General features: G+C 70.7%; 23 protein-coding genes. 18 read left to right on the forward strand and 5 right to left on the reverse strand.

Going from position 1 to position 25,385, the window contains the following annotated elements:
- Positions 1 to 51: 51 nt before the first annotated feature.
- Positions 52 to 2,466, reverse strand: coding sequence for a helicase-associated domain-containing protein (locus CWS50_RS11275; protein ID WP_243118318.1), 2,415 nt, complete (start codon positions 2,464 to 2,466; stop codon positions 52 to 54).
- Positions 2,467 to 2,609: 143 nt separating this feature from the next.
- On the opposite strand from CWS50_RS11275, the gene CWS50_RS11280 reads away from it, so the two are divergent.
- Positions 2,610 to 4,286 (forward strand): DNA repair helicase XPB, encoded by a 1,677-nt coding sequence (locus CWS50_RS11280; RefSeq protein WP_127842866.1) that lies wholly within the window; start codon positions 2,610 to 2,612, stop codon positions 4,284 to 4,286.
- A gap of 131 nt (positions 4,287 to 4,417) precedes the next feature.
- On the opposite strand, the gene CWS50_RS11285 is transcribed toward CWS50_RS11280, so the two are convergent.
- On the reverse strand, positions 4,418 to 5,410 hold the full coding sequence (locus tag CWS50_RS11285) for a type 1 glutamine amidotransferase (RefSeq protein WP_127842867.1): 993 nt from the start codon (positions 5,408 to 5,410) through the stop codon (positions 4,418 to 4,420).
- Positions 5,411 to 5,527: 117 nt separating this feature from the next.
- On the opposite strand from CWS50_RS11285, the gene CWS50_RS13675 reads away from it, so the two are divergent.
- The 7 genes from CWS50_RS13675 (at position 5,528) to CWS50_RS11320 (ending at position 13,960) form a co-directional block, all read left to right on the forward strand.
- A complete protein-coding gene (locus CWS50_RS13675) occupies positions 5,528 to 7,630 on the forward strand; it encodes a TPM domain-containing protein (protein ID WP_243118319.1) in 2,103 nt (700 codons plus the stop codon).
- A gap of 168 nt (positions 7,631 to 7,798) precedes the next feature.
- Positions 7,799 to 8,638, forward strand: coding sequence for a PspA/IM30 family protein (locus CWS50_RS11295; RefSeq protein WP_127842868.1), 840 nt, complete (start codon positions 7,799 to 7,801; stop codon positions 8,636 to 8,638).
- 189 nt (positions 8,639 to 8,827) lie between these two features.
- Complete coding sequence (locus tag CWS50_RS11300) at positions 8,828 to 9,418, forward strand: NYN domain-containing protein (protein ID WP_127842869.1); 591 nt, start codon at positions 8,828 to 8,830, stop codon at positions 9,416 to 9,418.
- Positions 9,419 to 9,552: 134 nt separating this feature from the next.
- A complete protein-coding gene (locus tag CWS50_RS11305) occupies positions 9,553 to 10,290 on the forward strand; it encodes a response regulator transcription factor (RefSeq protein ID WP_127842870.1) in 738 nt (245 codons plus the stop codon).
- A complete protein-coding gene (locus tag CWS50_RS11310; RefSeq protein ID WP_127842871.1) occupies positions 10,290 to 11,948 on the forward strand; it encodes a sensor histidine kinase in 1,659 nt (552 codons plus the stop codon). The genes CWS50_RS11305 and CWS50_RS11310 overlap by 1 nt, the downstream gene beginning before the upstream one ends.
- Positions 11,949 to 12,056: 108 nt before the next feature.
- Positions 12,057 to 13,370: an HD domain-containing protein gene (locus CWS50_RS11315; RefSeq protein ID WP_127842872.1), complete on the forward strand. Its 1,314-nt coding sequence runs from the start codon at positions 12,057 to 12,059 to the stop codon at positions 13,368 to 13,370.
- 296 nt (positions 13,371 to 13,666) lie between these two features.
- A complete protein-coding gene (locus tag CWS50_RS11320; RefSeq protein WP_127842873.1) occupies positions 13,667 to 13,960 on the forward strand; it encodes a WXG100 family type VII secretion target in 294 nt (97 codons plus the stop codon).
- A gap of 138 nt (positions 13,961 to 14,098) precedes the next feature.
- On the opposite strand, the gene groL is transcribed toward CWS50_RS11320, so the two are convergent.
- From groL to CWS50_RS11335, 3 genes are all read right to left on the reverse strand, one after another.
- Positions 14,099 to 15,724 (reverse strand): chaperonin GroEL, encoded by a 1,626-nt coding sequence (gene groL, locus CWS50_RS11325; RefSeq protein WP_127842874.1) that lies wholly within the window; start codon positions 15,722 to 15,724, stop codon positions 14,099 to 14,101.
- Between the two features lie 500 nt (positions 15,725 to 16,224).
- Complete coding sequence (locus CWS50_RS11330) at positions 16,225 to 17,577, reverse strand: glycoside hydrolase family 15 protein (RefSeq protein WP_127842875.1); 1,353 nt, start codon at positions 17,575 to 17,577, stop codon at positions 16,225 to 16,227.
- Positions 17,574 to 18,215, reverse strand: a complete 642-nt coding sequence (locus tag CWS50_RS11335) for a LytR C-terminal domain-containing protein (protein ID WP_127842876.1) — start codon at positions 18,213 to 18,215, stop codon at positions 17,574 to 17,576. Before CWS50_RS11335 ends, CWS50_RS11330 begins: the two co-directional genes overlap by 4 nt.
- 412 nt (positions 18,216 to 18,627) lie before the next feature.
- On the opposite strand from CWS50_RS11335, the gene CWS50_RS11340 reads away from it, so the two are divergent.
- The 10 genes from CWS50_RS11340 to CWS50_RS11385 all read left to right on the forward strand — a co-directional run bounded on the left by CWS50_RS11340 (position 18,628) and on the right by CWS50_RS11385 (position 25,347).
- A complete protein-coding gene (locus tag CWS50_RS11340; protein WP_127842877.1) occupies positions 18,628 to 19,305 on the forward strand; it encodes a uracil-DNA glycosylase in 678 nt (225 codons plus the stop codon).
- A 192-nt stretch (positions 19,306 to 19,497) separates the two neighbouring features.
- The gene (locus CWS50_RS11345) at positions 19,498 to 19,782 is read left to right on the forward strand and encodes a hypothetical protein (protein ID WP_127842878.1); all 285 of its coding nucleotides are present in this window, start codon (positions 19,498 to 19,500) and stop codon (positions 19,780 to 19,782) included.
- On the forward strand, positions 19,782 to 20,855 hold the full coding sequence (locus tag CWS50_RS11350; protein WP_127842879.1) for a hypothetical protein: 1,074 nt from the start codon (positions 19,782 to 19,784) through the stop codon (positions 20,853 to 20,855). The genes CWS50_RS11345 and CWS50_RS11350 overlap by 1 nt, the downstream gene beginning before the upstream one ends.
- Positions 20,856 to 20,868: 13 nt before the next feature.
- Positions 20,869 to 21,387: a hypothetical protein gene (locus CWS50_RS11355; RefSeq protein WP_127842880.1), complete on the forward strand. Its 519-nt coding sequence runs from the start codon at positions 20,869 to 20,871 to the stop codon at positions 21,385 to 21,387.
- Entirely contained in the window at positions 21,384 to 21,881 is a 498-nt protein-coding gene (locus tag CWS50_RS11360; protein ID WP_127842881.1) for a hypothetical protein, read from the forward strand. Before CWS50_RS11355 ends, CWS50_RS11360 begins: the two co-directional genes overlap by 4 nt.
- Positions 21,878 to 22,384 carry a hypothetical protein gene (locus tag CWS50_RS11365; RefSeq protein ID WP_127842882.1) on the forward strand — a complete coding sequence of 169 codons (507 nt, stop codon included), beginning with the start codon at positions 21,878 to 21,880 and terminating at the stop codon, positions 22,382 to 22,384. Before CWS50_RS11360 ends, CWS50_RS11365 begins: the two co-directional genes overlap by 4 nt.
- Positions 22,381 to 22,827, forward strand: a complete 447-nt coding sequence (locus CWS50_RS11370) for a hypothetical protein (RefSeq protein WP_127842883.1) — start codon at positions 22,381 to 22,383, stop codon at positions 22,825 to 22,827. Before CWS50_RS11365 ends, CWS50_RS11370 begins: the two co-directional genes overlap by 4 nt.
- Positions 22,824 to 23,360 carry a hypothetical protein gene (locus CWS50_RS11375; protein WP_127842884.1) on the forward strand — a complete coding sequence of 179 codons (537 nt, stop codon included), beginning with the start codon at positions 22,824 to 22,826 and terminating at the stop codon, positions 23,358 to 23,360. Before CWS50_RS11370 ends, CWS50_RS11375 begins: the two co-directional genes overlap by 4 nt.
- Complete coding sequence (locus CWS50_RS11380) at positions 23,360 to 24,160, forward strand: hypothetical protein (protein WP_127842885.1); 801 nt, start codon at positions 23,360 to 23,362, stop codon at positions 24,158 to 24,160. Before CWS50_RS11375 ends, CWS50_RS11380 begins: the two co-directional genes overlap by 1 nt.
- 203 nt (positions 24,161 to 24,363) lie before the next feature.
- Positions 24,364 to 25,347, forward strand: coding sequence for a PTS sugar transporter subunit IIA (locus tag CWS50_RS11385; protein ID WP_206610414.1), 984 nt, complete (start codon positions 24,364 to 24,366; stop codon positions 25,345 to 25,347).
- The last annotated feature ends 38 nt before the right edge of the window (positions 25,348 to 25,385 follow it).

Here is a 25,385-nt window from a genome sequence, read left to right on the forward strand (position 1 = left end):
AGCGGCACGGCGCGGGCCGCCACCCGCACCCGGCTACATGTCCCCTTCCCCTTACTCCTGCCCCTGCTCCTGCCCCACCGACACGATCCGGTGGACGGCCGCCGTCAGCTCGGTCTCCCGGTCAAGGTCACGCAGCCGCACCCTCCCGGGCTCCACCGCGACCACACGCGCCCTCCGCTCCTGCACCGAGCCGTCAGCACCCGCCAGGCTCAGCCGCAGCACCGCGCGCGAGGAGCGCGCCTCACGCAGGAGGCCCAGGACATGACCCGGGTCAGCCGCCGACGCCGCTGCACCACCAGCTCCCGCCATCCGGCGCTCCTCCTGCCCTGCCCGGAGCCTGCCCACCACGGCGGCGAGGTCCCTGTCGCCCGGTCCCCGACGTCGTGCGGCCTGCGGGGAGTAGTCGCGACCCGGTCGAGCCGGGTCCACCACCGCAGTCGGCCGCTCGGCGTCCGGCGCCGTCAGGACAAGGCGTCCCGAGCCGTCCTCCAAGGCAGGAGCCAGTCCTGCCTCACGCAGGGCACGAAGGACGTGGACGGAGGGGGAGGAGGAGACCAGGAGCCCGGGAGCCAGCTCGTCGAGCCCGAGGCCTGCCAGCCGGGAGTCACTCACCAGCCCCGCCACCACCGCAGGGTCGGCCACCCTCAGGACGCTGGACACGGGGCGCACACGCACCGCGCCGTGGTGGCGGGCGGCGTCGCGGACCACTGCCTCCAGGGCGCTGGGCACCGGGACAGGGCTGAAGTGCTCCAGGGCGGCCAGCAGCTCCGAGGCGGTGGCACCGGCGTCAAGGGCACCTTGTACCGACTCGGGGGTGAACCGCACGGTCAGCGCCCCGCCGCGCGACTCCGTCCGGCTGGCCAGCTCCAGAAGACGAGCCAGCCGTGGTTCTGGACGCCCTGGGACCACGGCTGTCAGGTCCGACTGGAGCAGAAGGGTGCTCACAGTGTCAGGGAGGTCCTGGGCCATGGCCTCCTCCAGCACGGCCAGGAGCCCCGCAGCCGACTGGGCGGAGCGGTCCCCCGCCACCAGCCTGTGCCCGAGAGCACGCCCGCTGCGGGACAAGGCGCCGGCCCCTGTCAGGCCCAGCATCTCCATCTCCGCCAGAACCGCGCTCACGGCCTCGGCCGGCACCACCCACCGGGGCCGCCAGAAGTCCAGGACGGCACGCACCAGCTCGGCGGAAGCCACCGCCCCCTCCGGCAGGTCGAGCAGGACCCCCAGGACCCGCCGACGCAGCCGACGCGCCCAGCCCGCCTCCAGGTCAGCACCCAGGACCGGCCTGGGCGTCCCGCTCTCGTCCCGGGTCCCCACCAGCCACGGTGTGCGCGCGCTGTCCGCCCAGCCTGCGGCCAGCGGCGCCCAGCGCGCGGCAGTCGGGTCCTCCTGCCAGTCGGAGGCCACGCGTGAGGGGAGCCATGACGTCCCGGTCTCGTCCAGCCCCAGCAGGTCCGCGCTGGCAGCAGCCTCAATGACGGTGGCGGCCTGCACCGTGTCCAGCTCCAGGGACTGTGCGGTGCGACCCAGGGCACGCACCCCCACCCCGCCGCTGCGCAGGACCGGCGCCGGGTCGTGCCGCCACTGCCTGAGGAGCAGGCCAACGAGCCGGACCATCTCCTCCGCGTGGAAGGCGGACTCCGAGGCGACGGCGTCCACCTCTGCCACTGCCAGGGCGCCCGGGTCCGGGGGCCGGAGCGCCTCACGGACCAGCCGTCCCCCGCGCAGGGCCAGCCCCACCTCACGAGGCAGGACCAGCCGGTTCCCGCCACGAGGGTCGTGCCCGCGCTCCAGCCACCGCAGGCCCAGGAGCGGCTCGACCTCCGGGGGATAGCCCCTGGCGCCCAGGACCCCTGAGGCAGGACCCCAGGCCAGAGCCGCCAGGAGGGAGACGGCGGCTCGGGGCAGGACCACGACCGCCTCACCGGGCACCTGTCCCGGGAGTGTCCCGCCGCCGGAGACCTCGTCACCGCAGAGCCCGACAGGGACCTCGCCGCTGTCAGCCGCGTACCTCTCAAGAACCTCCAGGGGTGGCGGCAGGACGGCGGGGAGCGTGGCAGCCGGGGGTCCCAGCCCAAAGGGAGCGGGACCCACCGCCTCAACCAGGCCTGTCACGGGCCTGCCCTCGACGACGAGCCCCAGGCGCTCCAGGTGGTGCAGCGCACTGCGTGCCTCGTCGGGCTCCAGGCCCAGCGCATCACCGGGAGAACCAGGGTCACCGATGCCCTCACGGGCACCCAGGCCCGCCAGCGCCACGACGGCCTCCGCCAGCGCCAGGGTGGGTGCGTCCAGGCGCGCCAGGGCAGCCTCCACGCTAGGGCGGGCAGCAGCGCGGGCCGCCAGGGCGCTGAAGGAGGCCGAGGACGGGCGGGCCAGGTCCGGTCGCGCCCGCAGGAACGAGGCCACCTCGCGGTCAGGCAGGGAAGCCAGGTAGGCAGCGAGGTCCTGGTGGGAGGCGTCGGGGCTCACCTGCCCCAGCTTACGCCACCACAGGCACCGCGACAGGCAGCCCCGCCCTCAACCCGCCCCCCGCCCCGCCCCCACAGCCCCGCCATCTCCGGACAGGCAACCGGGTGGACACAACCGTGCTCCGCACTGGGATACTTCCGTGCATGCCCACCTCTGAGGGACCCCTCATCGTCCAGTCCGACAAGACCGTCCTGCTGGAGACGTCACACCCTGACGCCCCGCAAGCCCGTCGGGCCATCGCCCCCTTTGCCGAGCTCGAGCGCGCCCCCGAGCACGTGCACACCTACCGGATCACCCCTCTGGCCCTGTGGAACGCCCGCGCGGCCGGGCTGGACGCGGAGACAGTGGTCCACGCGCTGGTCAGCTACTCGCGCTTCCCCGTGCCCCACTCCCTGCTCAGCGAGGTCGCGGAGACCATGGGTCGCTACGGGCGCCTCCAGCTGCTCACCGACCCGGCGCACGGCCTGGTCCTGCACGCCCTGGACGTCCCCGTGCTCGAGGAGGTGCTGCGCTCCCGGCGCACGACGGGCATGCTGGGCCAGCGCCTGGGGGAGGAGGACGTCGTCGTCCACCCCTCGGAGCGGGGCCACCTCAAGCAGGTGCTCATCCGGCTGGGCTGGCCCGCCGAGGACCTGGCAGGCTACGTGGACGGCGAGGCCCACCCCCTCAGCCTGCGCGAGTCCAGCCAGGAGGAGGTGGACGCCCGGGCACCGGGGGCCTTCCGTCTGCGTCCTTACCAGAGGGAGGCGGTCGAGGCCTTCTGGTCGGGCGGCTCGGGCGTGGTGGTCCTGCCCTGCGGGGCGGGCAAGACGCTCGTGGGGGCGGCGGCCATGGCCCGCAGCTCGACGACGACGCTCGTCCTGGTGACCAACGCAGTCTCGGCGCGCCAGTGGAAGGGGGAGCTGGTCCGCTTCACCTCCCTGGAGGAGGACGAGATCGGGGAGTACTCGGGGGCGCGCAAGCAGGTCCGGCCGGTGACCGTGGCGACCTACCAGGTGCTGACCACCCGCCGCAAGGGCGTCTACCCGCACCTGGACCTGCTGGACTCCCACGACTGGGGCCTGATCGTCTACGACGAGGTGCACCTGCTGCCTGCACCGGTCTTCCGCATGACAGCGGACCTCCAGGCCCGTCGCAGGCTCGGGCTGACCGCCACCCTGGTCCGTGAGGACGGGCGGGAGGAGGAGGTGTTCAGCCTCATCGGCCCCAAGCGCTACGACGCCCCGTGGAAGGACCTGGAGAACCAGGGCTGGATCGCCCCGGCCGTGTGCACCGAGGTGCGCCTGACCCTTACCGCCGGGGAGCGCATGGCCTACGCCACCGCCGAGCCGCGGGACCGCTACCGTCTGGCCTCCTGCGCCCCGGCCAAGGTGGAGGTCGTGGAGGAGCTGCTGGCCCGCCACCCGGGGGAGCAGGCACTGGTGATCGGCCAGTACGTGGACCAGGTCCGCGAGCTGGCCGAGCGCCTGGGGGCACCTCTCATCACCGGGGACACCACGGTGCGCCAGCGCCAGCGCCTCTACAACGCCTTCCGCGCCGGGGAGGTGGAGCGGCTTGTCGTGTCCAAGGTGGCCAACTTCTCCATCGACCTGCCCGGGGCCAGCGTGGCCGTCCAGGTCTCGGGGACCTTTGGCTCGCGGCAGGAGGAGGCCCAGAGGCTGGGGCGGATCGTGCGCCCCAAGGAGGACGGGCGCCAGGCGCACTTCTACACCGTGGTCACCCGGGACACGGCGGACCAGGAGACCGCAGCCCACCGGCAGCGCTTCCTGGCTGAGCAGGGCTACGCCTACGAGGTCGTGGACGCCGAGGACCTCCTGTAGTCCCCTGCTGGCCCCTCCGGCCTTTCTGCCGACAGGTACTGCCGCAGGTTCCGCCGTCACGGACACCCGTGGCGGCGATCCGCACCACGCGCTTCCTGGCGCCACCTGCCTGCCCCAGGGCTGCCTCCGCGCTACCCCTGGCCTCCCTGGCCTGCGCCACGCCCCCGGGCCTGTCCCACCAGGGAGACGGCCAGTGCCCGTCCGAAGGCCCGGATGACAGGGTCTGCCTCCTGCGCCTGGCGCTGGGCGCGCTCGCCAGCAGCCACTGCCCACCGGGGCATGTCCTCCTGGTCCATGGTGCTCGCCCCCGCGACACCCTGGCTGCGCAGCACGCTGCGCGCCTGCCAGTAGCCGACCCGCTGGGGCGAGGACTCCGGGTGGTGCTGGAGGGCCAGGAGCCCTCCGACCCGCCACGCCTGGAGGGGGCACTGAGCCGAGGAGGCCAGGAGGACCGCGTCGTCGGGGAGCCTTACCACGGCGTCGTCGTGGGAGACGATGGCAGGCAGGCGCCTGTCGTGCCACACGGGCAGGCCCAGGTCGGCAGCCTCGCGCGCTGCAGCCTCGGCAGCCGGGCCGAGCAGCGGGTCCTCTCGTGCCGCCCGGGTCAGGTGGAGGTCCACGACACCACCCTCCCTGCCGTGCGGGGAGGGCACCGCCGTCTGGCCTCCCAGGGCCTCGGCGGCCACCTGGGCACCCAGGCAGACGGCCACCGTGGGGAGGTCGTTGCGGGCGGCGTGGCGCAGGAGTCCACGCAGGTCCGCAAGCCACGGGCAGGTGCCATCGTCATGAGCGCTCATCGCACCGCCCAGGACGACCAGGGCGTCGTCAACCTGCTCCACAGCGGGCACCTCCTGCCCGCGCCACAGCCTGACCGTACGCAGCCCGACACCCTCGGCGCGCAGCCACTCCCCCAGCCGCCCCAGCGGGGCGCGCTCCTCGGGCTGGACCACGGTGACCGTCAGGGAGGCCGACGGGGGAGGCAAGGCTGTCCGCAGGGAAGATGCCTGCGGGGAGGCCGTGGGTACCACACGACCGTCCGGGACCCGGCAGGAGCCGGAGCCCTCCGGACGCCGGGGCCGCGGTCCGCCCCTGTCCGGGACATGCGTACTGGTCGTCTCGCGCATACCACTCATGCTAGCCACCACCCCGCCGCTGGCACGGGTCGGCCGCGCCTGCCGCCTTGGGCGAAAAAGGGCAGGACGGGCTTGCCTCACGCCCACCTGGCAGCGACCATGGCCTTGATGCCGCACGCACCCTCGCCTCCCACCCGCGTCCTGACCCTGCTGACCACCTGCGGCCTCCTCCTGGCAGGGACCCTGGCTGTGCCCGTCAGCGCCCTGGCTGCCCCCGCCGCCGAGCCGGGAGCCACACGACCTGTGCTGCCTGCGCACGGCACGGGCTCAGGCGCACCCTCAGACGCCTCGGGCTCCCCGACAGTCCTGACCAGCCACGTCACCGACGAGCTGGGGATCCTGGACCGGTCGGCCGCCGAGGACGTGGTCGCCCGCATGGCCTCCGACCACGGGGTCGGGCTGTGGGTGCTGACCGTCTCCGACCCCGGCAGGAGCGCGACGGAGACCGCCCAGGCGGTCTTCAACGACACCAGGCTCGGCGACGACGACGCCGTCCTGGTCATCAACATCCCCAGCGACAACCCGTCAGCGCGCACCTACAGCTTCCAGACAAGGGCAGGCACTTCCCGGATCTCCGACTCCCAGCTCGACCGCATTGACGACGCCCTCAGGGAGGAGCTGGGCGAGCAGCGCTACGACGCCGCTGTCGCCTCCATTCCGGAGAGCATGGGCGCATCCGGCTCGGTCAGCCCGGCCGTCCTGTCCCTGGGGGTGGGGGCTGTCGCCGTGGGCGGTGGCGCCGCAGCCTGGGCTGCCTCGCGCAGAAGACGGAAGGACCAGGGCGGGGCGACCGCCACGAGCGCGGGGGCCGGGGGCGACAGGCAGTCTGACGCCCTGCCTCTTGAGGAGCTGCGGGTCCGGGCCGGCAGTGCCCTGGTAGACGCCGACGACACCGTGCGTTCCGCGGCCGAGGAGCTCTCCTACGCCCAGGCGCAGTTCGGGCTGTCCGCGACAGACGCCTTTACCGCCGCCCTGGACCGGGCGCGTGAGCACGTGGCTCGGTCCTTCGAGCTGCGCCAGGCCCTGGATGACGACGTCCCTGAGACCGAGGCGCAGCAGCGCCAGATGAGCGCCGAGATCCTCAGGCGCTGTGAGGCTGCGGTGGAGGAGATCCGCGTCCAGGCGCAGGCCTTCAGCGCGCGCCGGGGGATCGAGGCGAGCCTGCCGACCTCTGTCGCGGAGACCGCCCAGAGGGCTGAGGAGACCGAGCAGGCCATCACTGTGGCCGAGAGCCTGCTAGTGACCCTGCACGCCGCCTACCCGGCCCCTTCCCTCACCAGCGTCTCCGAGGCCCCCTCCCAGGCCCGCAGGCTCCTGGTGGCTGGCCGCACCGCCCTGGACCAGGCCCGCAGCAGCATCGAGCAGGGGCAGAATGCCGCAGCCGTCGAGCAGGTGCGCATCGCCCAGGGGGCCATCGCCCAGGCGGACGACCTGGCAGCGCAGGTGACCACCGCGCGGGAGCGCCTTCAGAGGGCGGGCGAGGCCCTGGAGGCGGCTATCGCCTCGATCTCCTCTGACCTGGTAGACGCGCAGCGACTTGCCGACGCGGTACCCGAGGCGACCCTGCGCCCCCTGGTGGAGGACGCGCAGGCGGCGGTCCAGGAGGGGCGGGCCGCCAGCGGGCCCAGCCCGTCGGGGGACCCACTGGCGGCACTCGACCACCTGGCACGGGCTGAGGCCGCCATTGACGCCGCCCTGGCACCGGCACGGGAGCAGGAGGAGAACATCTCTCGCGCACGGGCCTCGGTCGGCTCCCGCCTGAGTCGGCTGGACTCCCAGGTGGAGGCAGTGACCGCCTACATCACCACCCACCGGGGCGTGGTGGGCGCCTCGGCGCGCACCGCCCTGAGCGAGGCCTCCAGGCACGCCAGCGCCGCCACGACGGCACAGAAGGCGGACCCGGTAGCGGCCCTGGCCGAGGTGGCCGCCGGGGAGTCTCTCGTGGCGCAGGCCCAGGCACTGGCGGAGGCCGACGTGAGGGGTGGCAGCGGCCCCAGCGGCTCGTTCAACGGGCCTGGCGCTGACACCCTGGGTGCTCTGGTCCTGGGAGGCATCCTGTTCGGTGGAGGCTCAGGACCCCGCAGGTACGGGGGCTGGGGCGCACCTGGGCCCCGCCCTGGCGGAGGCTTCAGCGGGGGCGGCGGCTTCCGAGGCGGAGGAGGAGGCTTCGGCGGGGGCGGCGGCTTCCGAGGTCGCGGTGGCGGCTTCTGACCCATGTGACGCCTGGAACCCCGCACGGCTGGATACCGCGCCACCATCATGCCCTGAGCGATCAGGGCGCCGTACCACCTGCCTGCCGCGCCGAGGACCTGGAAGTATCGGCCCCACCACCGTGCTGCGGACCTGCGCCGCCGCGCACCGACAGAAGGACTTGCACCCATGGCTGAGAAGCAGTCGATCCTGGGACGCGTCGCCCAGCTGACCCGCGCCAACATCAACGCGCTCCTGGACCGGGCCGAGGACCCGGAGAAGATGCTCAACCAGCTCGTACGCGACTACTCCACCTCTATCGCCGAGGCCCGTGACGCCGTCGCGCAGACCGTGGGCAACTTGCGCCTGGCGGAGAAGGACCACGAGGCCGACCTGGCCGAGGCCCGGGACTGGGGCGGCAAGGCCCTGGCCGCCTCGCGCAAGGCGGACCAGCTGCGCGCCGCAGGGGACGCCGCCGGGGCCGACAAGTGGGACTCCCTGGCCAAGGTCGCCCTGACCAAGCAGATCAACGCCGAGAACGAGGCCAAGGCGGCTGAGCCTCTCATCGCCTCGCAGCGCCAGGTCGTCGACCAGCTCAAGAACGGGCTGCAGCAGATGGAGCTGAGGCTCAGTGAGCTCCAGTCCCGGCGGGACCAGCTGCTCGCCCGGCAGAAGACCGCCCAGGCCCAGGTCAAGGTCCAAGGGGCGATCCGGTCAATCAACGTCTTGGACCCCACCAGCGAGCTGGCCCGTTACGAGGACCAGGTGCGTCGGGTCGAGGCCCAGGCGGCAGGGCAGGCGGAGCTGGCCGGGTCCTCTCTGGAGTCCCAGTTCGCTGAGCTGGAGGCCTCGGGTACCAGCATGGAGGCAGAGGCCCGTTTGGCCGCCCTCAAGACCGGCCAGGCCACGCCGCTCCCCCCGACGACCCCCACCGCGCAGATCACAGAAGGTGACGGGGCACAGCTTGACGCCGCCTTCGAGGAGCTCAAGGCGCAGACCCGCCCGAGCGAGGACGGCTCCTCCTACTGATCCCACTGACCTCCTACCAGGCTCCCGCCACCCTGCCGGGGCTGCACCCGCCTCAGCCGCAGCCCCGGCGGCACAAACCGGGACAAAGCACCGGCGGACGGACAGGACCACGGCGGCGCAGCGCGCGCACCGGCTGCGTTGACACCGTGTTGACACCGCATTCCTGGAGCACACCACTACCATGACCCCATGACCGCCTCTACCTATCTTTTCGTCGATGGGGAGAACATCGACGCCACCTTGGGAATGAGCGTCCTGGGACGTCGCCCCGACCCGGACGAGCGCCCTCGGTGGGATCGGGTGCTCGCCTACTGCGACCAGCTGTCGAGCACCGAGGGCGAGGAGGGTGCCCGCGCCCTGTTCTTCCTCAACGCCACCTCAGGTCACATGCCCATGGGCTTCATCCAGGCCCTGCTGGCCATGGACTACCGCCCAGTACCGCTGGCAGGGTCGGGCCTGCCCGAGGAGAAGGTCGTCGACACCGGCATCCAGCGGACCCTGGACACCCTGGCCGCTCAGGTCGAGGCGGGCCAGGACGTCCACGTCCTCCTCGGCTCCCACGACGGTGACTACATCCCCCAGGTGGAGAGGCTCCTGGACGCCGGAGCCCGTGTCGGGGTCCTGTGCTTCCGGGAGTTCCTCAACACCCACCTCGCGGCGCTGGAGGCCCGAGGCCTGACCATCCACGACCTGGAGAGCGACGTGGACGCCTTCACCATCGCCCTGCCGCGAGTGCGCATCATCCCCCTGGCCGACTTCGACCCCGCGAAGTTCCTCTGAGTCCGCCGGGCACCACCCGCTGGTGCCCCGACCCGCCCGGCACATCCGCCCACCCCGATCTCACCCCCTCCGGTGCAGCGCTCGCACTGATAACATTCAGGAGTTGCCCAGGACCGAGGGGGAAGGTGTCGTTCATGGAGCGTTCCCAGCAGTCTCGCACCGAAGCTCATCTGCTCGTCGTCGACGACGAGCCGAACATCCGTGACCTACTTGCCTCATCACTACGTTTCGCCGGCTTTGAGGTCTCCGTGGCCGGCGACGGCAACAGCGCGCTGAAGAACGTGGAGAGGGGGGAGCCAGACTTGGTCGTCCTGGACGTCATGCTCCCCGACATGGACGGCTTCACGGTTGCCCGCCGTCTGCGCGAGCGTGACGTCACGACCCCGATCCTGTTCCTCACCGCCCGTGACGACATGGCGGACAAGGTGCAGGGACTGACGGTCGGGGGCGACGACTACGTGACCAAGCCCTTCGGCCTGGAGGAGGTCATCGCCCGTATACGTGCCATCCTCAGGCGCACGCACGCCACTGAGAACGAGGACGACGGGGTGGTCCACGTCGCGGACCTGATCCTGGACGAGGACGCCCACGAGGTCCACCGCTCCGGCGTCGAGGTCGACCTGTCCCCCACCGAGTTCAAGCTGCTGCGCTACCTCATGCTCAACGCCGGCCGCGTGGTCTCCAAGGCCCAGATCCTCGACCACGTCTGGGAGTACGACTGGAACGGGGACGCGGCCATCGTCGAGTCCTACATCTCCTACCTGCGCCGCAAGGTGGACCAGATCACAGGCCGGGACGGTCAGCCCGTGGTCCCCCTCATCCAGACTCGCCGCGGCGTGGGCTACATGCTGCGTGAGCCCAAGAGCGAGTAATGAGGGCGCGCGCACGCGCCTGGACCTCACGGCCGGTCAGCAAGCAGCACCGCCCTATCAAACGGGGCCGGTGGCACCCGATCACGGCGATCCAGCGACCGGTTCAGGCACTGCCCCTGAGGACCCGGCTCGCTGTCATGATCACCGTCCTGCTCGCCCTGGGCCTGGTCATCGTCTCCTTCGTAGTCAGCCTCGTGCTACGCAACCAGATGCTGGGACAGATCGACGAGCAGCTGACCACCACGGCCGAGGCCTTCGGCAACCGGGCCATCCGCAACAACCCCGGCAACGGGGACCTGCCCACCACCTACTACGTCGAGGCGAAGAACGAGAACGGCCAGAACGACGGCCCGTGGATCAACCCCCGGACAGCAGCCCGCTACGGCACGCCCAGGCTCGGTGACGCCCTGGACCTTGAGACCGCTCTCGAGCACGAGGGCCGCCCGCAGCTGGTCACCGTGGAGTCGGAGCAGCCCGCCAGCCAGTGGCGGGTCATCATCATGCTGATGCAGGATGACCGCACCCAGGAGTACATCGGCGTCGTCGCCATCGCCCTCCCCCTCAAGGACGTCACCAGCACCCTGGAGCGCACCAACCTGGTGGTGCTCTTCTCCGACATCATCATCATCCTCCTAGGCGCCTTGACCGCAACCTACCTGGTACGCCGATCCTTCCGGTCGCTGCGCCAGATCGAGGGCGTGGCAGGAAGGATCGCCCAGGGGGACCTCTCCGCCCGCATCCTGGTGACCGAGCCGCCCACGACAGAGGTGGGGTCCCTCCAGCGGGCGCTCAACACGATGCTGTCCCAGAACGAGCACGCCTTCTCCGTGCAGGTGGTGGCCCAGGAGCGCATGACACGCTTCATATCCGACGCCTCCCACGAGCTGCGTACCCCGCTGGCCGCGATCCGAGGCTACGGGGAGCTCTACCGGATGGGCGGGGTCTCGCCCGAGAAGACGAGCGAGGTCATGGGGCGCATTGAGGACGAGTCCAACCGCATGGGACGGCTGGTGGACGACCTCCTCCAGCTGGCGCGCATGGACGAGGGTCGGCAGATGGACATGACCGAGGTGGACCTCACCGACCTGGCTGGTGCCGCCCTGTCCGACATGGCCGTCCTGGCCCCTGACCGGGACTGTGCCCTCGTCCCGCTCGACCCTGAGGCGGAGGCGGCGGGCCAGGACGCCCCCTCGGTGACGGTGGTGGGGGACAAGGACCGGCTGAGCCAGGTGCTGACCAACCTCCTGGGTAACGTGGTGCGCCACACTCCTGACGGGACACCGGTGGAGATCGCGGTGGGAACGAGCACCGCGTCCAGGGTCAGCACCGACACTGCGGAGTACCAGGTGGCCGTCGTCGAGGTCCGCGACCACGGAGCCGGGGTCCCCCCCGACGAGGCAGACAAGGTCTTCCAGCGCTTCTACCGCTCCGACTCCTCACGCAACCGTGAGACAGGAGGCTCTGGCCTGGGGCTGTCGATCGTGCTGGGCATCGTGGAGCGCCACCGCGGCACCGTGCAGATGCTCCAGACACCCGGGGGCGGCGCGACAGTCCACATCGAGCTGCCGCTGCCTGACGACACCACAGGGCACCCGTCGCCTCCGGGAAGGAGGACGGGCCGCCCCGGTCATCCCGCTCATCAGGAGGCAGGTACTTAGAGGGCAGGCACAAGGACGTGGCGGGAGAGACACACTCTTTCTTCGACTTCCTCCAGCAGGTAGTCCTACGATGGCAGTTGTCCTTTACCCGATCCTGGAGACAGACCTATGGGCGTCACCGACGCGCCGCAGTGGCTTCTTCCCGCCTTCGCCCGCAGCCTGCGGGCACTAGGCGCCACGGCCTCCGCCGAGCAGGTCCACTCCCGTGGTGAGCACCTCATTGAGCGGTGGTCCACCCCGGACCGCCGCTTTCACAACCTCCGCCATCTCATCGACATGCTGGCGCGTGTCGATGAGCTGGCGGACGAGTCCCACAGTCCCGACATCATGCGGGTCGCCACCTGGTACCACGGCTGCGTGTTCTCCACCAGTGCGCAGGAGACCAGGCAGCACAGCAGCGGCGAGAACGAGGAGGCCTCCGCCGAGGTGGCTGTCCACGACCTGGGCGACCTCGGCGTCCCGGAACCGACGACGGCCCGCGTCCGGAACCTCATCCTCAGCCTCAGAGGGCACACCCCGGACACCGGTGACATGGACGCGGCAGCCCTGGCCGACGCGGACCTGGGCGCGCTCGCGGTGGACCCGCAGACCTACAAGGAGTACCTGCGGCTGCTGCGTGAGGAGTACGCCCACGTCCCCCTGGCCACCTACCTGGAGACCCGCCTGGTGATCGTGGGCAGGCTCCTGGGCCGTGACAGGCTCTTCCACTCCCCTCTGGGTGAGCACTGGGAGCTGCCCGCACGGCAGAACCTTGAGGCAGAAAGGAAGCGTCTGACGGAGAAGCTGGCCAGACTCACCCCGGACGAGGCGGGGCAGCACACCGACTGCTGCCCCTGGCAGTCAGAGTCTGCGCCGAGCCGCCAGCCCCGCTCTGCCGACTGCTCCTCCTCCAGCCTGGCCGAGGAGCCTGACGACCCTCGCCCACCTCGCGACTGCAGCACCACCGTGGCTGCTGCGAGTACCCGGACAGCCGGGAGCGTCGCGGTGCCATCATCCTCCTTGGCCGCCGAGGTCACAAGCTCCGTCGAGGCACCGGTCGCCCTGCCCCCGTCCTCAACGCCTCCCGTGGCATCCTCCTCGACGCCGGTATCCGCCTCCTCCCCACGGACACCTGCCACGGGGGTTCCCCGCCTCGTCCCGCCGACCGCAGACGGGAGGTCGGTCCGGTCGGCTGACAGGAGCACGGACACGGACCTAGCGCTGAGCACCTCCATGGAGTCCTGCGCCGAGGACCTCGACCTTCTCCTGGCAGCCCCGCGCTCCCGCTACCCTGCAGAGGGCGAGCCCGCTGCTGACCGGGGCGCCCAGGCGGAGGCGGCTCGTCTGCGTCTCACCGAGAGGCTCAGGGAGAAGGCCCAGGAAGCCAGGCAGCTACGCGAGGCACGCTCTGGCAATCCTGCGAGCTGGGGTAGGGACAGCTAGGGACGACAGGGAGACGGTCCAGACGAGCTCGGGCCAGCCCACTGGGCTTGCTGCCCACACAGACTAGTCGGCTCCGCTTGATGTCAACTACCACCAGGCAGCCCCCAACCGCACGAGCTTACTACCTGACCGACCTACCAGGCCCTCCGCCTCCTACCCTCCCGGCACCACAGGCGGGCGGATGCAGGGGCAGCCCACAAGGACGGCTGGCTCTAGCCCGGCCAGCACCTCCTGGCCCCTAGGGTGGGCGTACGCCGCCAGGCGTCACCTACCAGACTGATGAAAGGGTCCCTGTCATGCCTGCCTTCTCTGTCGACACCAGCGCCATCGCAGACACTGCGGCGCGGGCGCGCAGCCGTATCGCCACCATTCAGACCGAGGTTGACGGGATGCAGGCCGACATCGGGGCGCTGGAGAACGTGTGGGCCGGGGCAGCCTCGGCCTCAATGGCCGTGTGCGCGCAGGAGTGGCGGCTCACCCAGCTCCAGGTCCAGGCCACCCTGGAGACGATCAGCCTGGCTCTGGACCAGGCCGCGACCTCCTATGACGACGCCGAGTCGGCCAACACCGGGCGGTTCGGGCGCGCCTGAGGACGCCGTCGGCATGCACGCCTACGCGCACAAGCGGTGGGGCCGCCCCTCCTCGTGAGAGAGACGACCCCACCGTGGCTCAGCGACCAGGTCCGGCTCAGTGGCTCACTGACCCGGCCCAGGCCGCAGGGTGGCAGATCAGTACATGCCACCCATCTCGTCACCACCACCGTTGGCCGGAGCAGCCGGGGGCTCCGGCTTGTCCGCCACAACGGCTTCGGTGGTGAGGAACAGGCCGGCGATGGAGGCCGCGTTCTGCAGCGCGGAACGGGTCACCTTCACCGGGTCGGCGATACCGGCCTCCAGCAGGTTGATGTACTCGCCGGTCGCGGCGTTGAGGCCCTCGCCGATGGGCAGGCCGCGCACGCGGTCCACCACGACGCCACCCTCAAAGCCGGCGTTGACAGCAATCTGCTTGAGCGGGGCCTCCACAGCCACCTTGACGATCGCCGCACCAGTAGCCTCGTCGTTGCTCAGCTCCAGGGACTCCAGAGCCTGGGCCGCAGACTGGAGGAGGGCCACGCCACCACCAGCGACGATCCCCTCCTCGACCGCTGCCTTGGCGTTGCGCACGGCGTCCTCAATGCGGTGCTTGCGCTCCTTGAGCTCCACCTCGGTGGCGGCACCGGACTTCAGCACGGCCACGCCGCCCGCCAGCTTGGCCAGACGCTCAGAGAGCTTCTCACGGTCGTAGTCGGAGTCGGAGTTCTCGATCTCCATGCGGATCTGGGAGGTACGGGCGTCAATCGCCTCCTTGTCCCCAGCACCGTCCACGATGGTGGTCTCGTCCTTGGTGACGACTACCTTGCGGGCCTGGCCCAGGTCCTCCAGGGTGGCGTTCTCCAGCTTCAGGCCGACTGTCTCGGAGATGACGGTACCGCCGGTGAGGATCGCCATGTCCTGCAGCATCGCCTTACGGCGGTCCCCGAAGCCGGGGGCCTTGACTGCCACGGACTTGAAGGTCCCGCGGATGCGGTTGACCACCAGGGTAGCCAGGGCCTCGGCCTCGACGTCCTCAGCGATGATCGCCAGCGGCTTGCCCGCCTGCATGACCTTCTCCAGGAGGGGGAGCAGGTCCTTGACGTTGGAGATCTTGGACTCCACCAGCAGGACGTAGGCGTCCTCCAGGACGGCCTCTTGACGGTCGGCGTCAGTGACGAAGTAGGGCGAGATGTAGCCGCGGTCGAAGCGCATGCCCTCGGTGACCTCAAGCTCCAGGCCGAAGGTGTTGGACTCCTCGACGGTCACGACGCCCTCGTGGCCCACCTTCTCCAGGGCCTCAGCGATCAGCTCACCGATCTGCTCGTCAGCGGCGGAGATGGAGGCGGTGGCGGCGATCTCCTCCTGGGTCTCCACGTCCTTGGCGTCCGCCAGCAGGCGCTCGACAACAACCTCGACGGCCTTGTCGATGCCGCGACGCAGGGCGATCGGGTTGGCACCGGCAGCCACGTTGCGCAGGCCCTCGCGCACCAGGGCCTGGGCCAGGACGGTGGCGGTGGTGGTGCCGTCACCAGCGACGTCGTCGGTCTTCTTGGCAACCTCCTTGACGAGCTCGGCACCGATCTTCTCGTAGGCGTCCTCCAGCTCGATCTCCTTGGCGATGGTCACGCCGTCGTTGGTGATCGTGGGGGCGCCCCACTTCTTGTCGAGGACCACGTTGCGGCCCTTGGGGCCGAGAGTGACCTTGACTGTGTCAGCCAGGGTGTTCAGGCCGCGCTCCATGCCGCGGCGGGCCTCCTCGTCGAAGGCGATGATCTTGGACATTAGGTCTCCTCCACTGCGTGGTAGGTGCGGCCGACCCGCGCCCGCGACGGACGGACCAGTCCCGGGCGTTCACGTCACGCCCGGCACCGACCCTCACGGCCCAGCCATGTGCGTTGTCACTCGAAGGCTCCGAGTGCTAACCGCAATGCTGGCACTCTCGGGGCTTGAGTGCAAGACGCTCAGGTCTGACGTCCCCAGGAATCCTCCGACGGCGAAGCGACTCGTCACCGTACCCTCTCTCCCACCCCGGGACCACCTGAGGACCTGGCCCACGGAGCTGACCCACAGACCTGACCCACCCAGCCCCGGGACCACCCACCTCCGGGCGGGGCATCGGCCTCAGCCCGGGACCACCCGCCCCTGGACAGTACCCCTCTGGTTCTGTCCCCCTGCATGCCGCGTTGTCGACACCCCCGGGGAGCACCAGCCCCGCTCGCGCTCACGCTCCGGCAGCCACCTGACGTTCCACGTACACCCTCGGATCTTGGAACCAGCCCCGCTCACGCTCCGGCAGCCAGCACCACCAGCGCTGAGGTCCAGGCCAGGGGGGCGGGCCCCGCCGGGGAGCCGTCAGCCAGGACCTTCTCCGGGAGAGCCCCCGCCCGGGTACGGTGAGACTCCAGCCACCCAAGGAGCCTCTGCCCCTCCTCCATGCCCAGCACCACACCTGACCACGCCAGCAGGGCCGTCTGCGGGGTCCAGGACACGCCGTCCCTGCGCCAGGACGAGCCGGGAGCCACGCCCCCGGCGGGCCGCGACATCCGCGCTACGGCGTCCTGCCTCACCTCACGCGCCCCGGCCAGCTCCGTGGTGAAGGGCGGCAGGACAAAGGCGAGTGCCGCGTCGACGTCGTCCTGACGCACGTGCCTACCCCATCCGGGGGCAAAGCCACGCTCCACCGCCTGGCGCACCGTGGCAACCCGCTCCTCCAGCTCCCCCGGGGCGACCCCCAGGTCCGCTCCCGCCCGGGCGAGCCCCAGCGCAGCCTCCAAGCCCAGCAGCACCGGCGCGGCCGTGCCCAGGGTCAGGACGGACTCGGGCACCTCCCAGTAGTCCGGGCTGGCCGCCGGAAGGTGGGAGGCGGTATCCGTGAGCCGCAGGAGCCGGGAGGTCGTGCGGACCAGGCAGGCACCCAGGGCTTCCTCCAGCTCGGCCACGGAGGCGCCGTCAGCCAGCAGGCGCCCCACAGCCCACATGAGCCAGCCCACGCCATCAGTCTGGCGAGGCCGGTCGTCAGGGGGTCTCCCGCTGAGGGTGTAGCGGGCCTCCAGGGCTCCCGACTCGTCCTGCCAGGAGGCCAGGCACCCCAGGACGCCAAGAGCCTCCCGGTACAGGCCGACACTGCTGAGGGCCGCCGCGCCGAAGGAGGCGTCCCGGGGCCACACGTAGCGCCAGCCCCCCACCGGCGCGGCGGCCACGGCACCGGAAGGGAAGTCCAGCACGCCCCCTGCCGCACCGTCGCCCACGAGCGTCGGCCCGGTCAGGGCCAGGAGGTCGGCGAGTGCCTCCCGAGCCAGCGACCCCCACCTCCCGCGCGGCAGACGCGCCCCCTGCTGGCGCCGGGCCGCGCGCTCGGCCAGCTCGTCGCGCTGCTGCGGGTCCATGCCCCAGGAAGCCGGGTCGGCCGGGAGCCGGGTCCCCGGCAGGTAGTCCACGCCCTCCCCTGGAGGCAGCACCTGGAGGGTACCGTGCGCCCCGACGACCACGCCCTCGCTCAGGGCCTCAGGATCAGGCCTCAGCGCGGCGTGCAGCCGGGGGACGCCCCACACCCCGGCTGCCAGCGACACGGCCCCAGCAGACACGGCCCCAGCAGCAAGGACATCGCGGCGGCCGGGACGTGCCGCCGGGGTCACTCCTGGAAGTCCTCGCGCAGGATAATGACGATGGGGTTGGACGAGGCGCTGGCGGCGTCCTCGACGACGTTGTCGATACCGAGCTGCTCACCCACGGCCTCTGCCGTGCCACGGTCCTCAGGGCTGGCATAGTAGATGGTCGTCTCGGTGGGCTCAGAGCCCTGGTAGACACCCTCGGGGACCGTGACCGAGGCGAAGCCGGCGTGGCTGAGCCGATCACCGCTGCGTCCTGCCAGGCCGCTGGTCGTCGTCCCGTTGTAGACGGTGACTCCCAGCGTGTAGTCCACCGAGGCGTCGGTGGGGTCCTGCGTGGGGTCGTCTGTAGCCTCCTGCGAGGCACCGGGGTCCTGGGTCTCCTGATCGGCGCCGTCCTCCCCGTCGCCACCCGGGGTCTGGCCGCCTCCGTCGTCGGCCGCGCCTGAGGCCACCGCAGCACCACCGGGGGAGTCCCCGTCACCGCCGCGCTGCCCGAGCAGAGTCACCACACCCCAAGCCAGGGCCGGGACGACGATGATGACGGCAAGCAGGGGCACCCAGCCCCGCCAGCGAGGTGCCTGCGCCCGGTGCACCCCGACAGGGACAGGGGCGTCGTCCTCACTGACGTCAAACTCGTCCTCCGGGTAGTTGTACTCGCTCACACTCCCAAGATACCGGCCTCGACTCCGATCGTGGGGACCAACAAGCCCCGCTGCGCACCCCGCCGCTCCTCGCGCACCCCTTGCTGCACATCTTCAGCCTGCGCCCCGTCCTCATGGCTGCGGGGACAGGAGCAGGGTCTCGCGGAATCATGGGCATCGGCCAGGCCAGGCACCGGGATCTGCCGACCGACACCGTGCCCATGATGTGCAGAACGACTCCTGCTGCACATCATAGACACGCTCCCACAGCCACCGCCCCACGGCCTCCAGCCGCCCACCTATAGGAATCTGGCGGAACTGGGCGGATACAACCAGCTCGAAGGCCTCGCACGCCAGCAACGGCACCGCGCCCGCCAAGTGAAGATGTGCAGCCATGGTCGCGGGCGGGCACTGGCCTGGTTAGGCTTCTGGGGTGAGTTCCGCCAAACCGCTGTCCGAGCTCGTTGACGCCTCGTGGGCACGCGCCCTGGCCCCGGTAGAGCCCATTGTCCACGAGATCGGGGCCAGGCTGCGCGAGGAGGTCGCCTCAGGGCACGGCTACCTGCCCGCCGGCACCGACGTCCTGCGTGCCTTCACCTACCCCATGGACCAGGTCAAGGTCCTCATCGTGGGCCAGGACCCCTACCCGACCCCAGGGCACCCGGTAGGCCTGAGCTTCTCCGTGGCCCCCGGGGTGCGGCCCCCGCGCAGCCTGGAGAACATCTTCCGCGAGCTGGTCTCCGACCTGGATGTGCCCCAGCCGGGCTCGGGGGACCTGACCCCGTGGTGCGAGCAGGGCGTCATGCTTCTCAACCGGGTCCTGACCGTGCGCCCAGGCGCCCCGGCCTCGCACAAGGGGTGGGGCTGGGAGACCGTCACCCAGCGGGCTATTGAGGCCCTGGTGGAGCGCGGCGGCCCGCTGGTGGCGATCCTGTGGGGGCGCCCGGCCCAGTCCCTGACCCCCATGCTGGGGGACACACCTGTCATCGCCTCGCCCCACCCCTCGCCGTTGTCCGCCTCGCGCGGGTTCTTCGGCTCACGCCCCTTCAGCCGAGCCAACGAGACCCTGGAGTCCCTGGGGGCGCAGCCCGTGGACTGGCGCCTGCCCTGATCCGGAAGGACCGGGGCCGGGCGGGGCAACCCCGCAGTGCCGCTAGTGCCACTAGTGCCGCTGCCACGGCGGCACGCCTTGGCGACAAGCCTCACGTGATGATAGCGTGACGCTGGTTGCGGAAGCATATAGACCCAGATTAGGGTCAGCTGTCGCAGGCACGTTCAGACGGCGCGAAAGGTCGTGGTTCCTATGGCGGACCTGTCCATCAGCCCGGACACGCTCAACACCGCAGCGAGCAAGGCCGACGCCGCGTCAGGGGAGCTGAGCGGCGCAGACTTCCCGGAGGTCTCCGGCCTGGACCGCTCAACCAGCCTGGTCAGCCAGGCGGTCAGCGCGCTGTCCTCGCGGACCGCGAGCACGGCCACGGGCCTGACCAACATTGCGTCGAGCCTGCGCCGGGCGGGGGCCGACTTCGTCGAGGTCGACGAGGCCAGCGCCCAGGGCGCGCGGCAGCTCGAGGGAGGGCCGTACTGATGCCGCTGGACGTCACAGTCCTCGTCCTCCCGGAGACGGCCTTCACCCTCGCGTCGAGCCTGAGCACGGCAGCGACCACGGTCGGCGACGCCGAGGCCACCGTGACGTCGGCCCGCAGCCTGATCCAGTCGGAGAACACCGGCCTGACCGCGACAGCGGCGGAGACCAGCCTGGGCACGCAGAGCACCACGATCGACACGCTCAGCTCGGAGACCTCCTCGCTGTCCACGGCGGTGAACGCCTTCGCCCAGACCATGTCCTCAGTCAAGACTCGGCTGGACGACGCCCGGGCGCGGGCCTCGGAGGCAGGACTGGTGGTCTCAGGCGACCTCATCCTGGAGCCTGAGGCCTCGGACCCGGACTACGAGGAGAAGCAGAAGACCTACAGCGAGCTGGATGAGGACCTCTCTGTCATCAGGCAGGACGAGTCCACCGCCCACGACGACCTGCAGGCGGCCTGCCAGGAGGTCTCGGGGGTCGAGCCGGAAGGCCCCGGCGGGGCGGCCGGGGCGGCCGCGACGGCGAACACCGCCTACAGCTGGGCCAGTCGCGGTGTCACGGCGGCCCGCTGGGCGGAGGTGCACCGCCGGGGCAAGTTCGCGCCCGCGACTTCCCCCACGGGCCTTCTGTCCACGCTCTGGCAGAAGACCAAGCTGGAGAACTGGGTCTCCAAGGCGGCGCACCAGAAGCCCGCCGTGCCCGGCAACTGGAGGACGCAGCCCTACTGGAGGCTGGGCACCACCGCCATGAAGTGGGCCGGGAGGGCCTCCGGCGCGGTCAGCGGTGGCCTTGGCGGCCTCGAGCAGTACCAGAAGGACTCCGCCAACCCCAGCATGGGTGAGGGAGAGAAAATTGCCCGGGCAGGGACCCAGGCCGTCGCGCAGGGGCTTGGAGGGTACGGAGGAGCCTGGGCTGGCGCCCAGGCCGGAGCCATGATTGGTGCCTTGGGCGGGCCGCTCGGCATTGCCGCTGGAACGGTTATTGGTGGAGCCATTGGCGGATTCGCTGGATCCAAGGCCGGCAAAACGTTTGCCAACGCCGTCAATAAGGGAATTAGCAAGTTGTTCCACTAGCAAAGGACAGCACATGAGCGACACAGTATGGCTTGCCATTGGGTTATTTCTAGGAGTGATCACTCTGGCGTTCTGGGCGCTGGCCATGTTCACCGACACCCAGGCAGGCAAACTCTACGACTCCCTGTCCGACGTCAGGAACGGCACCGCCTTCTGCCTGCCCGCCATAGGCCTGTCCTTCACCATCGGCAGCGGCGCAGTGCTGTCTGAGCCGCTGTTCCCCGGTGCGGAGAACACCCGGATCGCCGCCTCAGTATTCGCAGGACTCCTCCTGATCCTCGGACTCGTCTTCCGGTTCCCGATCCCCCTGCCCCGGTGGATGTACCCCCAGTGGCACGCCGAGCGCCGCCTGGAACGCCGCCGTGCCGCCCTGGCCGCAGCCAGCACCACCACCAGCACCAGCACCAGCACCAGCACCAGCAGAGCCAACAGGACCCCACAGCCACCAGCAACCACCCCAGCACCCCCTCAGCAGGCGGGCTCAGCACAGGAGCCACCAAGCCGCTCTCCCGGCGAAGGACAAACCGCATGAGCGACACAGTATGGCTTGCCATTGGGTTATTTCTAGGAGTGATCACTCTGGCGTTCTGGGCGCTGGCCATGTTCACCGACACCCAGGCAGGCAAACTCTACGACTCCCTGTCCGACGTCAGGAACGGCACCGCCTTCTGCCTGCCCGCCATAGGCCTGGCCTTCACTATCGGCAGCGCCGCACTGCTGTCCGAGCCGCTGTTCCCCGGCGCGGAGAACGCCCGCATCGCCGCCTCAGCAGTCGCGATCCTGCTGCTCATTCTCGGAGCCGTCTTCCGGTTCCCGATCCCCCTGCCCCGGTGGATGTACCCCCAGTGGCACGCCGAGCGCCGCCTGGAACGCCGCCGCGCCGCCCTGGCCGCAGCCAGCAGCAGCACCACCAGCAGCGCCAATAAGGACCCGCAGCCACCAGCAACCATTCCAGCACCCCCTCAGCAGGCGGGCTCAGCACAGGAGCCACCAAGCCGCTCTCCCGGCGAAGGACAAACCGCATGAGCGAGAACACCCTGGTCGGAATCGGGTGCCTTGGCTTCCTGGGCATACCAACTCTGGCGTTCTGGGCGCTGGCCATGTTCACCGACACCCAGGCAGGCAAGCGCTACGACTCCCTGTCCGACGTCAGGAACGGCACCGCCTTCTGCCTGCCCGTTATAGGCCTGGCCTTCACCATCATTGGTATAGTCATGCTGTCCGAGCCGCTGTTCCCCGGCGCGGAGAACGCCCGCATCGCCGCCTCGATATTCGCAGGACTCCTCCTGATCCTCGGACTCGTCTTCCGGTTCCCGATCCCCCTGCCCCGGTGGATGTACCCCCAGTGGCACGCCGCGCGCCGCCTGGAACGCCGCCGCGCCGCCCTGGCCGCAGCCAGCACCACCACCAGCACCACCAGAGCCAACAGGACCCCACAGCCACCAGCAACCATTCCAGCACCCCCTCAGCAGGCGGGCTCAGCACAGGAGCCACCAAGCCGCTCTCCCGGCGAAGGACAAACCGCATGAGCGAGAACACCCTGGTCGGAATCGGGTGCCTTGGCTTCCTGGGCATACCAACTCTGGCGTTCTGGGCGCTGGCCATGTTCACCGACACCCAGGCAGGCAAGCGCTACGACTCCCTGTCCGACGTCAAGAACGGCACCGCCTTCTTCGCCCCAGTCGGCGGCTTGGCCTTCACCATCATTGGTATAGTCATGCTGTCCGAGCCGCTGTTCCCCGGCGCGGAGAACGCCCGCACCGCCGCCTCGATATTCGCAGGACTCCTCCTGATCCTCGGACTCGTCTTCCGGTTCCCGATCCCCCTGCCCCGGTGGATGTACCCCCAGTGGCACGCCGCGCGCCGCCTGGAACGCCGCCGCGCCGCCCTGGCCGCAACCAGCACCAGCACCAGCAGCGCCAAAACAGGACCCCCGACTCGATCAGCAGCGCCGAAACAGGAGCCCCGATGACTGAGCCAGCCCCCTACGGACCACTCACCACCACGTTTCGCGGACACCTCACCACCGTGACGGCCCCCGCCACCTGGCAGGTCGTGGACGCCGACTTCCCCGACCTGGGCGTGGCCCCGGTCAACGCCAGCAACGAGGACGGGATCGACCTGGTGTGCACCGCCTCAGAGCCTTCCGCCCCAGGGTTCGTGGACAGCTGCGTCATCACCACCGTCCGCCTGCCCGAGGACGTCCCGGAGGAGGAGTGGTTCCGCACGAGCACCGCCCAGGTCATGGAGACCATCGCGGGCGTGCGGATGATCGACCTCCTCGGCTGGCGGTCGCGCAGCGCCTCGGCGGGCCTGCTGCGCCTGGGCGTCTACATCGACACCAGCGACCACTCCCTGACCTTCTACCAGTGCAGCTGGGTCGAGACGCACAGGTACGGCAGGCTGCGACGCGGCGTCACCGCGACCTTCACCTGTCCCACCAGCACCAGCCCGGTCACCGTCCCCTTCTTCTCCACCATGTCTGAGACCCTGGAGGTGCACTGATGGCGCGGCTCAGGACGGACACGCCCAACCCTGTGGCGATCCTCTCCGACCAGGAGTGGCTGACGGTCGAGGCGCTCTGCCAGGGCGACCCCATCCCTGAGGACCGTCTCGCCCGGAGGCTGCGCAAGGCCGGGATCATCGACGACGTGGGCCTCACCCAGGCCGCCGCCCCCGCCTTCCAAGGGCGGGCCACCGCGAGCCGCTACCTGGAGGTGGTCCGCCTGGGTCCGCGCGAGGGGGTGCGCCAGGTCCTGGCCTGGATCGGCCCCTCCCGGACAACCATGATGAAGAGCCTGACAGACGGCCTGCACGTCTACGGGCTGGACGCCTGCGAGGTCCCCTCCGCCTTCGCCGAGTTCCTCGACTTCCACCCGCGCCCCCTCGTCGAGGCGGAGCCCGTGGTGGTGCCCGCGCCCGAGGCCACTGGGCTGCTGAGCGAGGGCGGGGACCTCTCTCCCCTGGCCAGCATCTTCACCAGGGTCGGCAAGCGGCTGCGATCGGGCTCGCACCCAGGGGCTGCCGGTGATACCACGCCGCTGATCGAGGGCCTGGTCAACCAGACATGGTCGATCTCCATCATCACGGCCAGCGTGCGGGTCCCAGGCGTCCTGGACTGGCAGGTGGACTCCAGTCTCCACACGTTCTCCGTCCCCGAGTGCCTCTACGAGTTCTACCCCCGCTCGCTGGCTCAGGCTGCCGGGCGCAGCCCAGGCAGCGGGGACGACCCCGACGACCTCATCATGGATCCCACCACCGCCATGATCGCCTGGCTGCGCGCCGTCCCCTGGTTCTTTGCCTGACCCGGCGCCCGCAGCGGGCACCGTGACGACATCCCCGGCGGGAGCGAGCGGCCACCCTCGCCCCCGCCCCACGGCCTGTGACCCGCTTCCACATACCAACGGCTCCACACCCCGACGACATCCGCCGTGTGCTGTAGACTATATGTGCCGACAGGCCTCGTCTTCCGGGGCCTTACCGCCTCCCGGGAGCCCCAGGAGCCGCCGTGGGCACTCACGCGACCAAGGAGGGTACCGTGCCCGAGCCCCGCGACCAGCCTGACCCCCGCCCCGACCCCACCGACGCGCCCAGCCTGCCCACCCTGGTCGACACCCGCTCCGTCCGCCTGGGAGCCACCGCCTCCGACTGGCGCGAGGCTGTCCGGGAAGCCGGTGACGCCCTGGTCGCGGCCGGGGCCTGCGCCGCCCCCTACACGGAGGCCATGATCCGCTCGGTGGAGGAGCACGGCCCCTACATCGTGCTGTCACCCGGCCTGGCACTGCCTCACGCGCGCCCCGACGACGGCGACGGCGACAACTCTGTGACCCGCACCGCCCTGTCCTACGTGCGCCTGACGTCCCCCGTCGCCTTCGGCCACGAGACCAACGACCCTGTCCGCGTCGTCATGGCCCTGGCCGCCGCTGACGGCACCGCGCACCTGAGGGCGCTGGCGGACCTGGCTGCCATCCTGGCTGACCCGCAGCGCCGCCACCGGCTGGAGAACGCCACCACCCCCGAGGAGGTCCTCGACGCCCTGCGGCCACCGCAGGCAGGACCGCCCGTCGGCAGGAGCACCGAGGCCGCCGGAGGCACAGGCAGTCCCGAGGGCGCCGACAGCAAGGGGAACCCGGGAACCGCCGAGGCCGCCGCAGACAGCGCAGCCAGCACAGGCAGCGCAGCCAGCACTGAGACCACCGTCGCCTCCACGGGACTGGTCCTCACCGTGTGCGGCAACGGCCTGGGCACCAGCCTGTTCCTGAAGAACACCCTGGAGCAGGTGCTCGACACCTGGGGCTGGCTGCCCTACCTGAGGGTCGAGGCCACCGACACGATCTCAGCCAGGGGAAGGGCCAAGGACGCCGACCTCCTCCTGACCTCCGGGGCCATCGCCCAGACCCTGGGCGACCCCGGTGTGCCGGTCGAGGTCATTGAGGACTTCACCTCCCACACCGAGCTCGACGCCGCGCTACGCCGCACCTACGCCGTGTGAGCCTGCGACCGCCCGCCCCGTCCAGCCACCAGTCCTGA

Source organism: Actinomyces wuliandei, from assembly GCF_004010955.1.
GTDB lineage: Bacteria > Actinomycetota > Actinomycetes > Actinomycetales > Actinomycetaceae > Actinomyces > Actinomyces wuliandei.

Coding starts and splice junctions, on each gene's coding strand:
- CWS50_RS11280 (WP_127842866.1), top strand. CDS start 2,610: ATGCCCACCTCTGAGGGACCCCTCATCGTCCAGTCCGACAAGACCGTC.
- CWS50_RS11285 (WP_127842867.1), bottom strand. CDS start 5,410: ATGCGCGAGACGACCAGTACGCATGTCCCGGACAGGGGCGGACCGCGG.
- CWS50_RS13675 (WP_243118319.1), top strand. CDS start 5,528: ATGCCGCACGCACCCTCGCCTCCCACCCGCGTCCTGACCCTGCTGACC.
- CWS50_RS11295 (WP_127842868.1), top strand. CDS start 7,799: ATGGCTGAGAAGCAGTCGATCCTGGGACGCGTCGCCCAGCTGACCCGC.
- CWS50_RS11300 (WP_127842869.1), top strand. CDS start 8,828: ATGACCGCCTCTACCTATCTTTTCGTCGATGGGGAGAACATCGACGCC.
- CWS50_RS11305 (WP_127842870.1), top strand. CDS start 9,553: ATGGAGCGTTCCCAGCAGTCTCGCACCGAAGCTCATCTGCTCGTCGTC.
- CWS50_RS11310 (WP_127842871.1), top strand. CDS start 10,290: ATGAGGGCGCGCGCACGCGCCTGGACCTCACGGCCGGTCAGCAAGCAG.
- CWS50_RS11315 (WP_127842872.1), top strand. CDS start 12,057: ATGGGCGTCACCGACGCGCCGCAGTGGCTTCTTCCCGCCTTCGCCCGC.
- CWS50_RS11320 (WP_127842873.1), top strand. CDS start 13,667: ATGCCTGCCTTCTCTGTCGACACCAGCGCCATCGCAGACACTGCGGCG.
- groL (WP_127842874.1), bottom strand. CDS start 15,724: ATGTCCAAGATCATCGCCTTCGACGAGGAGGCCCGCCGCGGCATGGAG.
- CWS50_RS11345 (WP_127842878.1), top strand. CDS start 19,498: ATGGCGGACCTGTCCATCAGCCCGGACACGCTCAACACCGCAGCGAGC.
- CWS50_RS11350 (WP_127842879.1), top strand. CDS start 19,782: ATGCCGCTGGACGTCACAGTCCTCGTCCTCCCGGAGACGGCCTTCACC.
- CWS50_RS11355 (WP_127842880.1), top strand. CDS start 20,869: ATGAGCGACACAGTATGGCTTGCCATTGGGTTATTTCTAGGAGTGATC.
- CWS50_RS11360 (WP_127842881.1), top strand. CDS start 21,384: ATGAGCGACACAGTATGGCTTGCCATTGGGTTATTTCTAGGAGTGATC.
- CWS50_RS11365 (WP_127842882.1), top strand. CDS start 21,878: ATGAGCGAGAACACCCTGGTCGGAATCGGGTGCCTTGGCTTCCTGGGC.
- CWS50_RS11370 (WP_127842883.1), top strand. CDS start 22,381: ATGAGCGAGAACACCCTGGTCGGAATCGGGTGCCTTGGCTTCCTGGGC.
- CWS50_RS11375 (WP_127842884.1), top strand. CDS start 22,824: ATGACTGAGCCAGCCCCCTACGGACCACTCACCACCACGTTTCGCGGA.
- CWS50_RS11380 (WP_127842885.1), top strand. CDS start 23,360: ATGGCGCGGCTCAGGACGGACACGCCCAACCCTGTGGCGATCCTCTCC.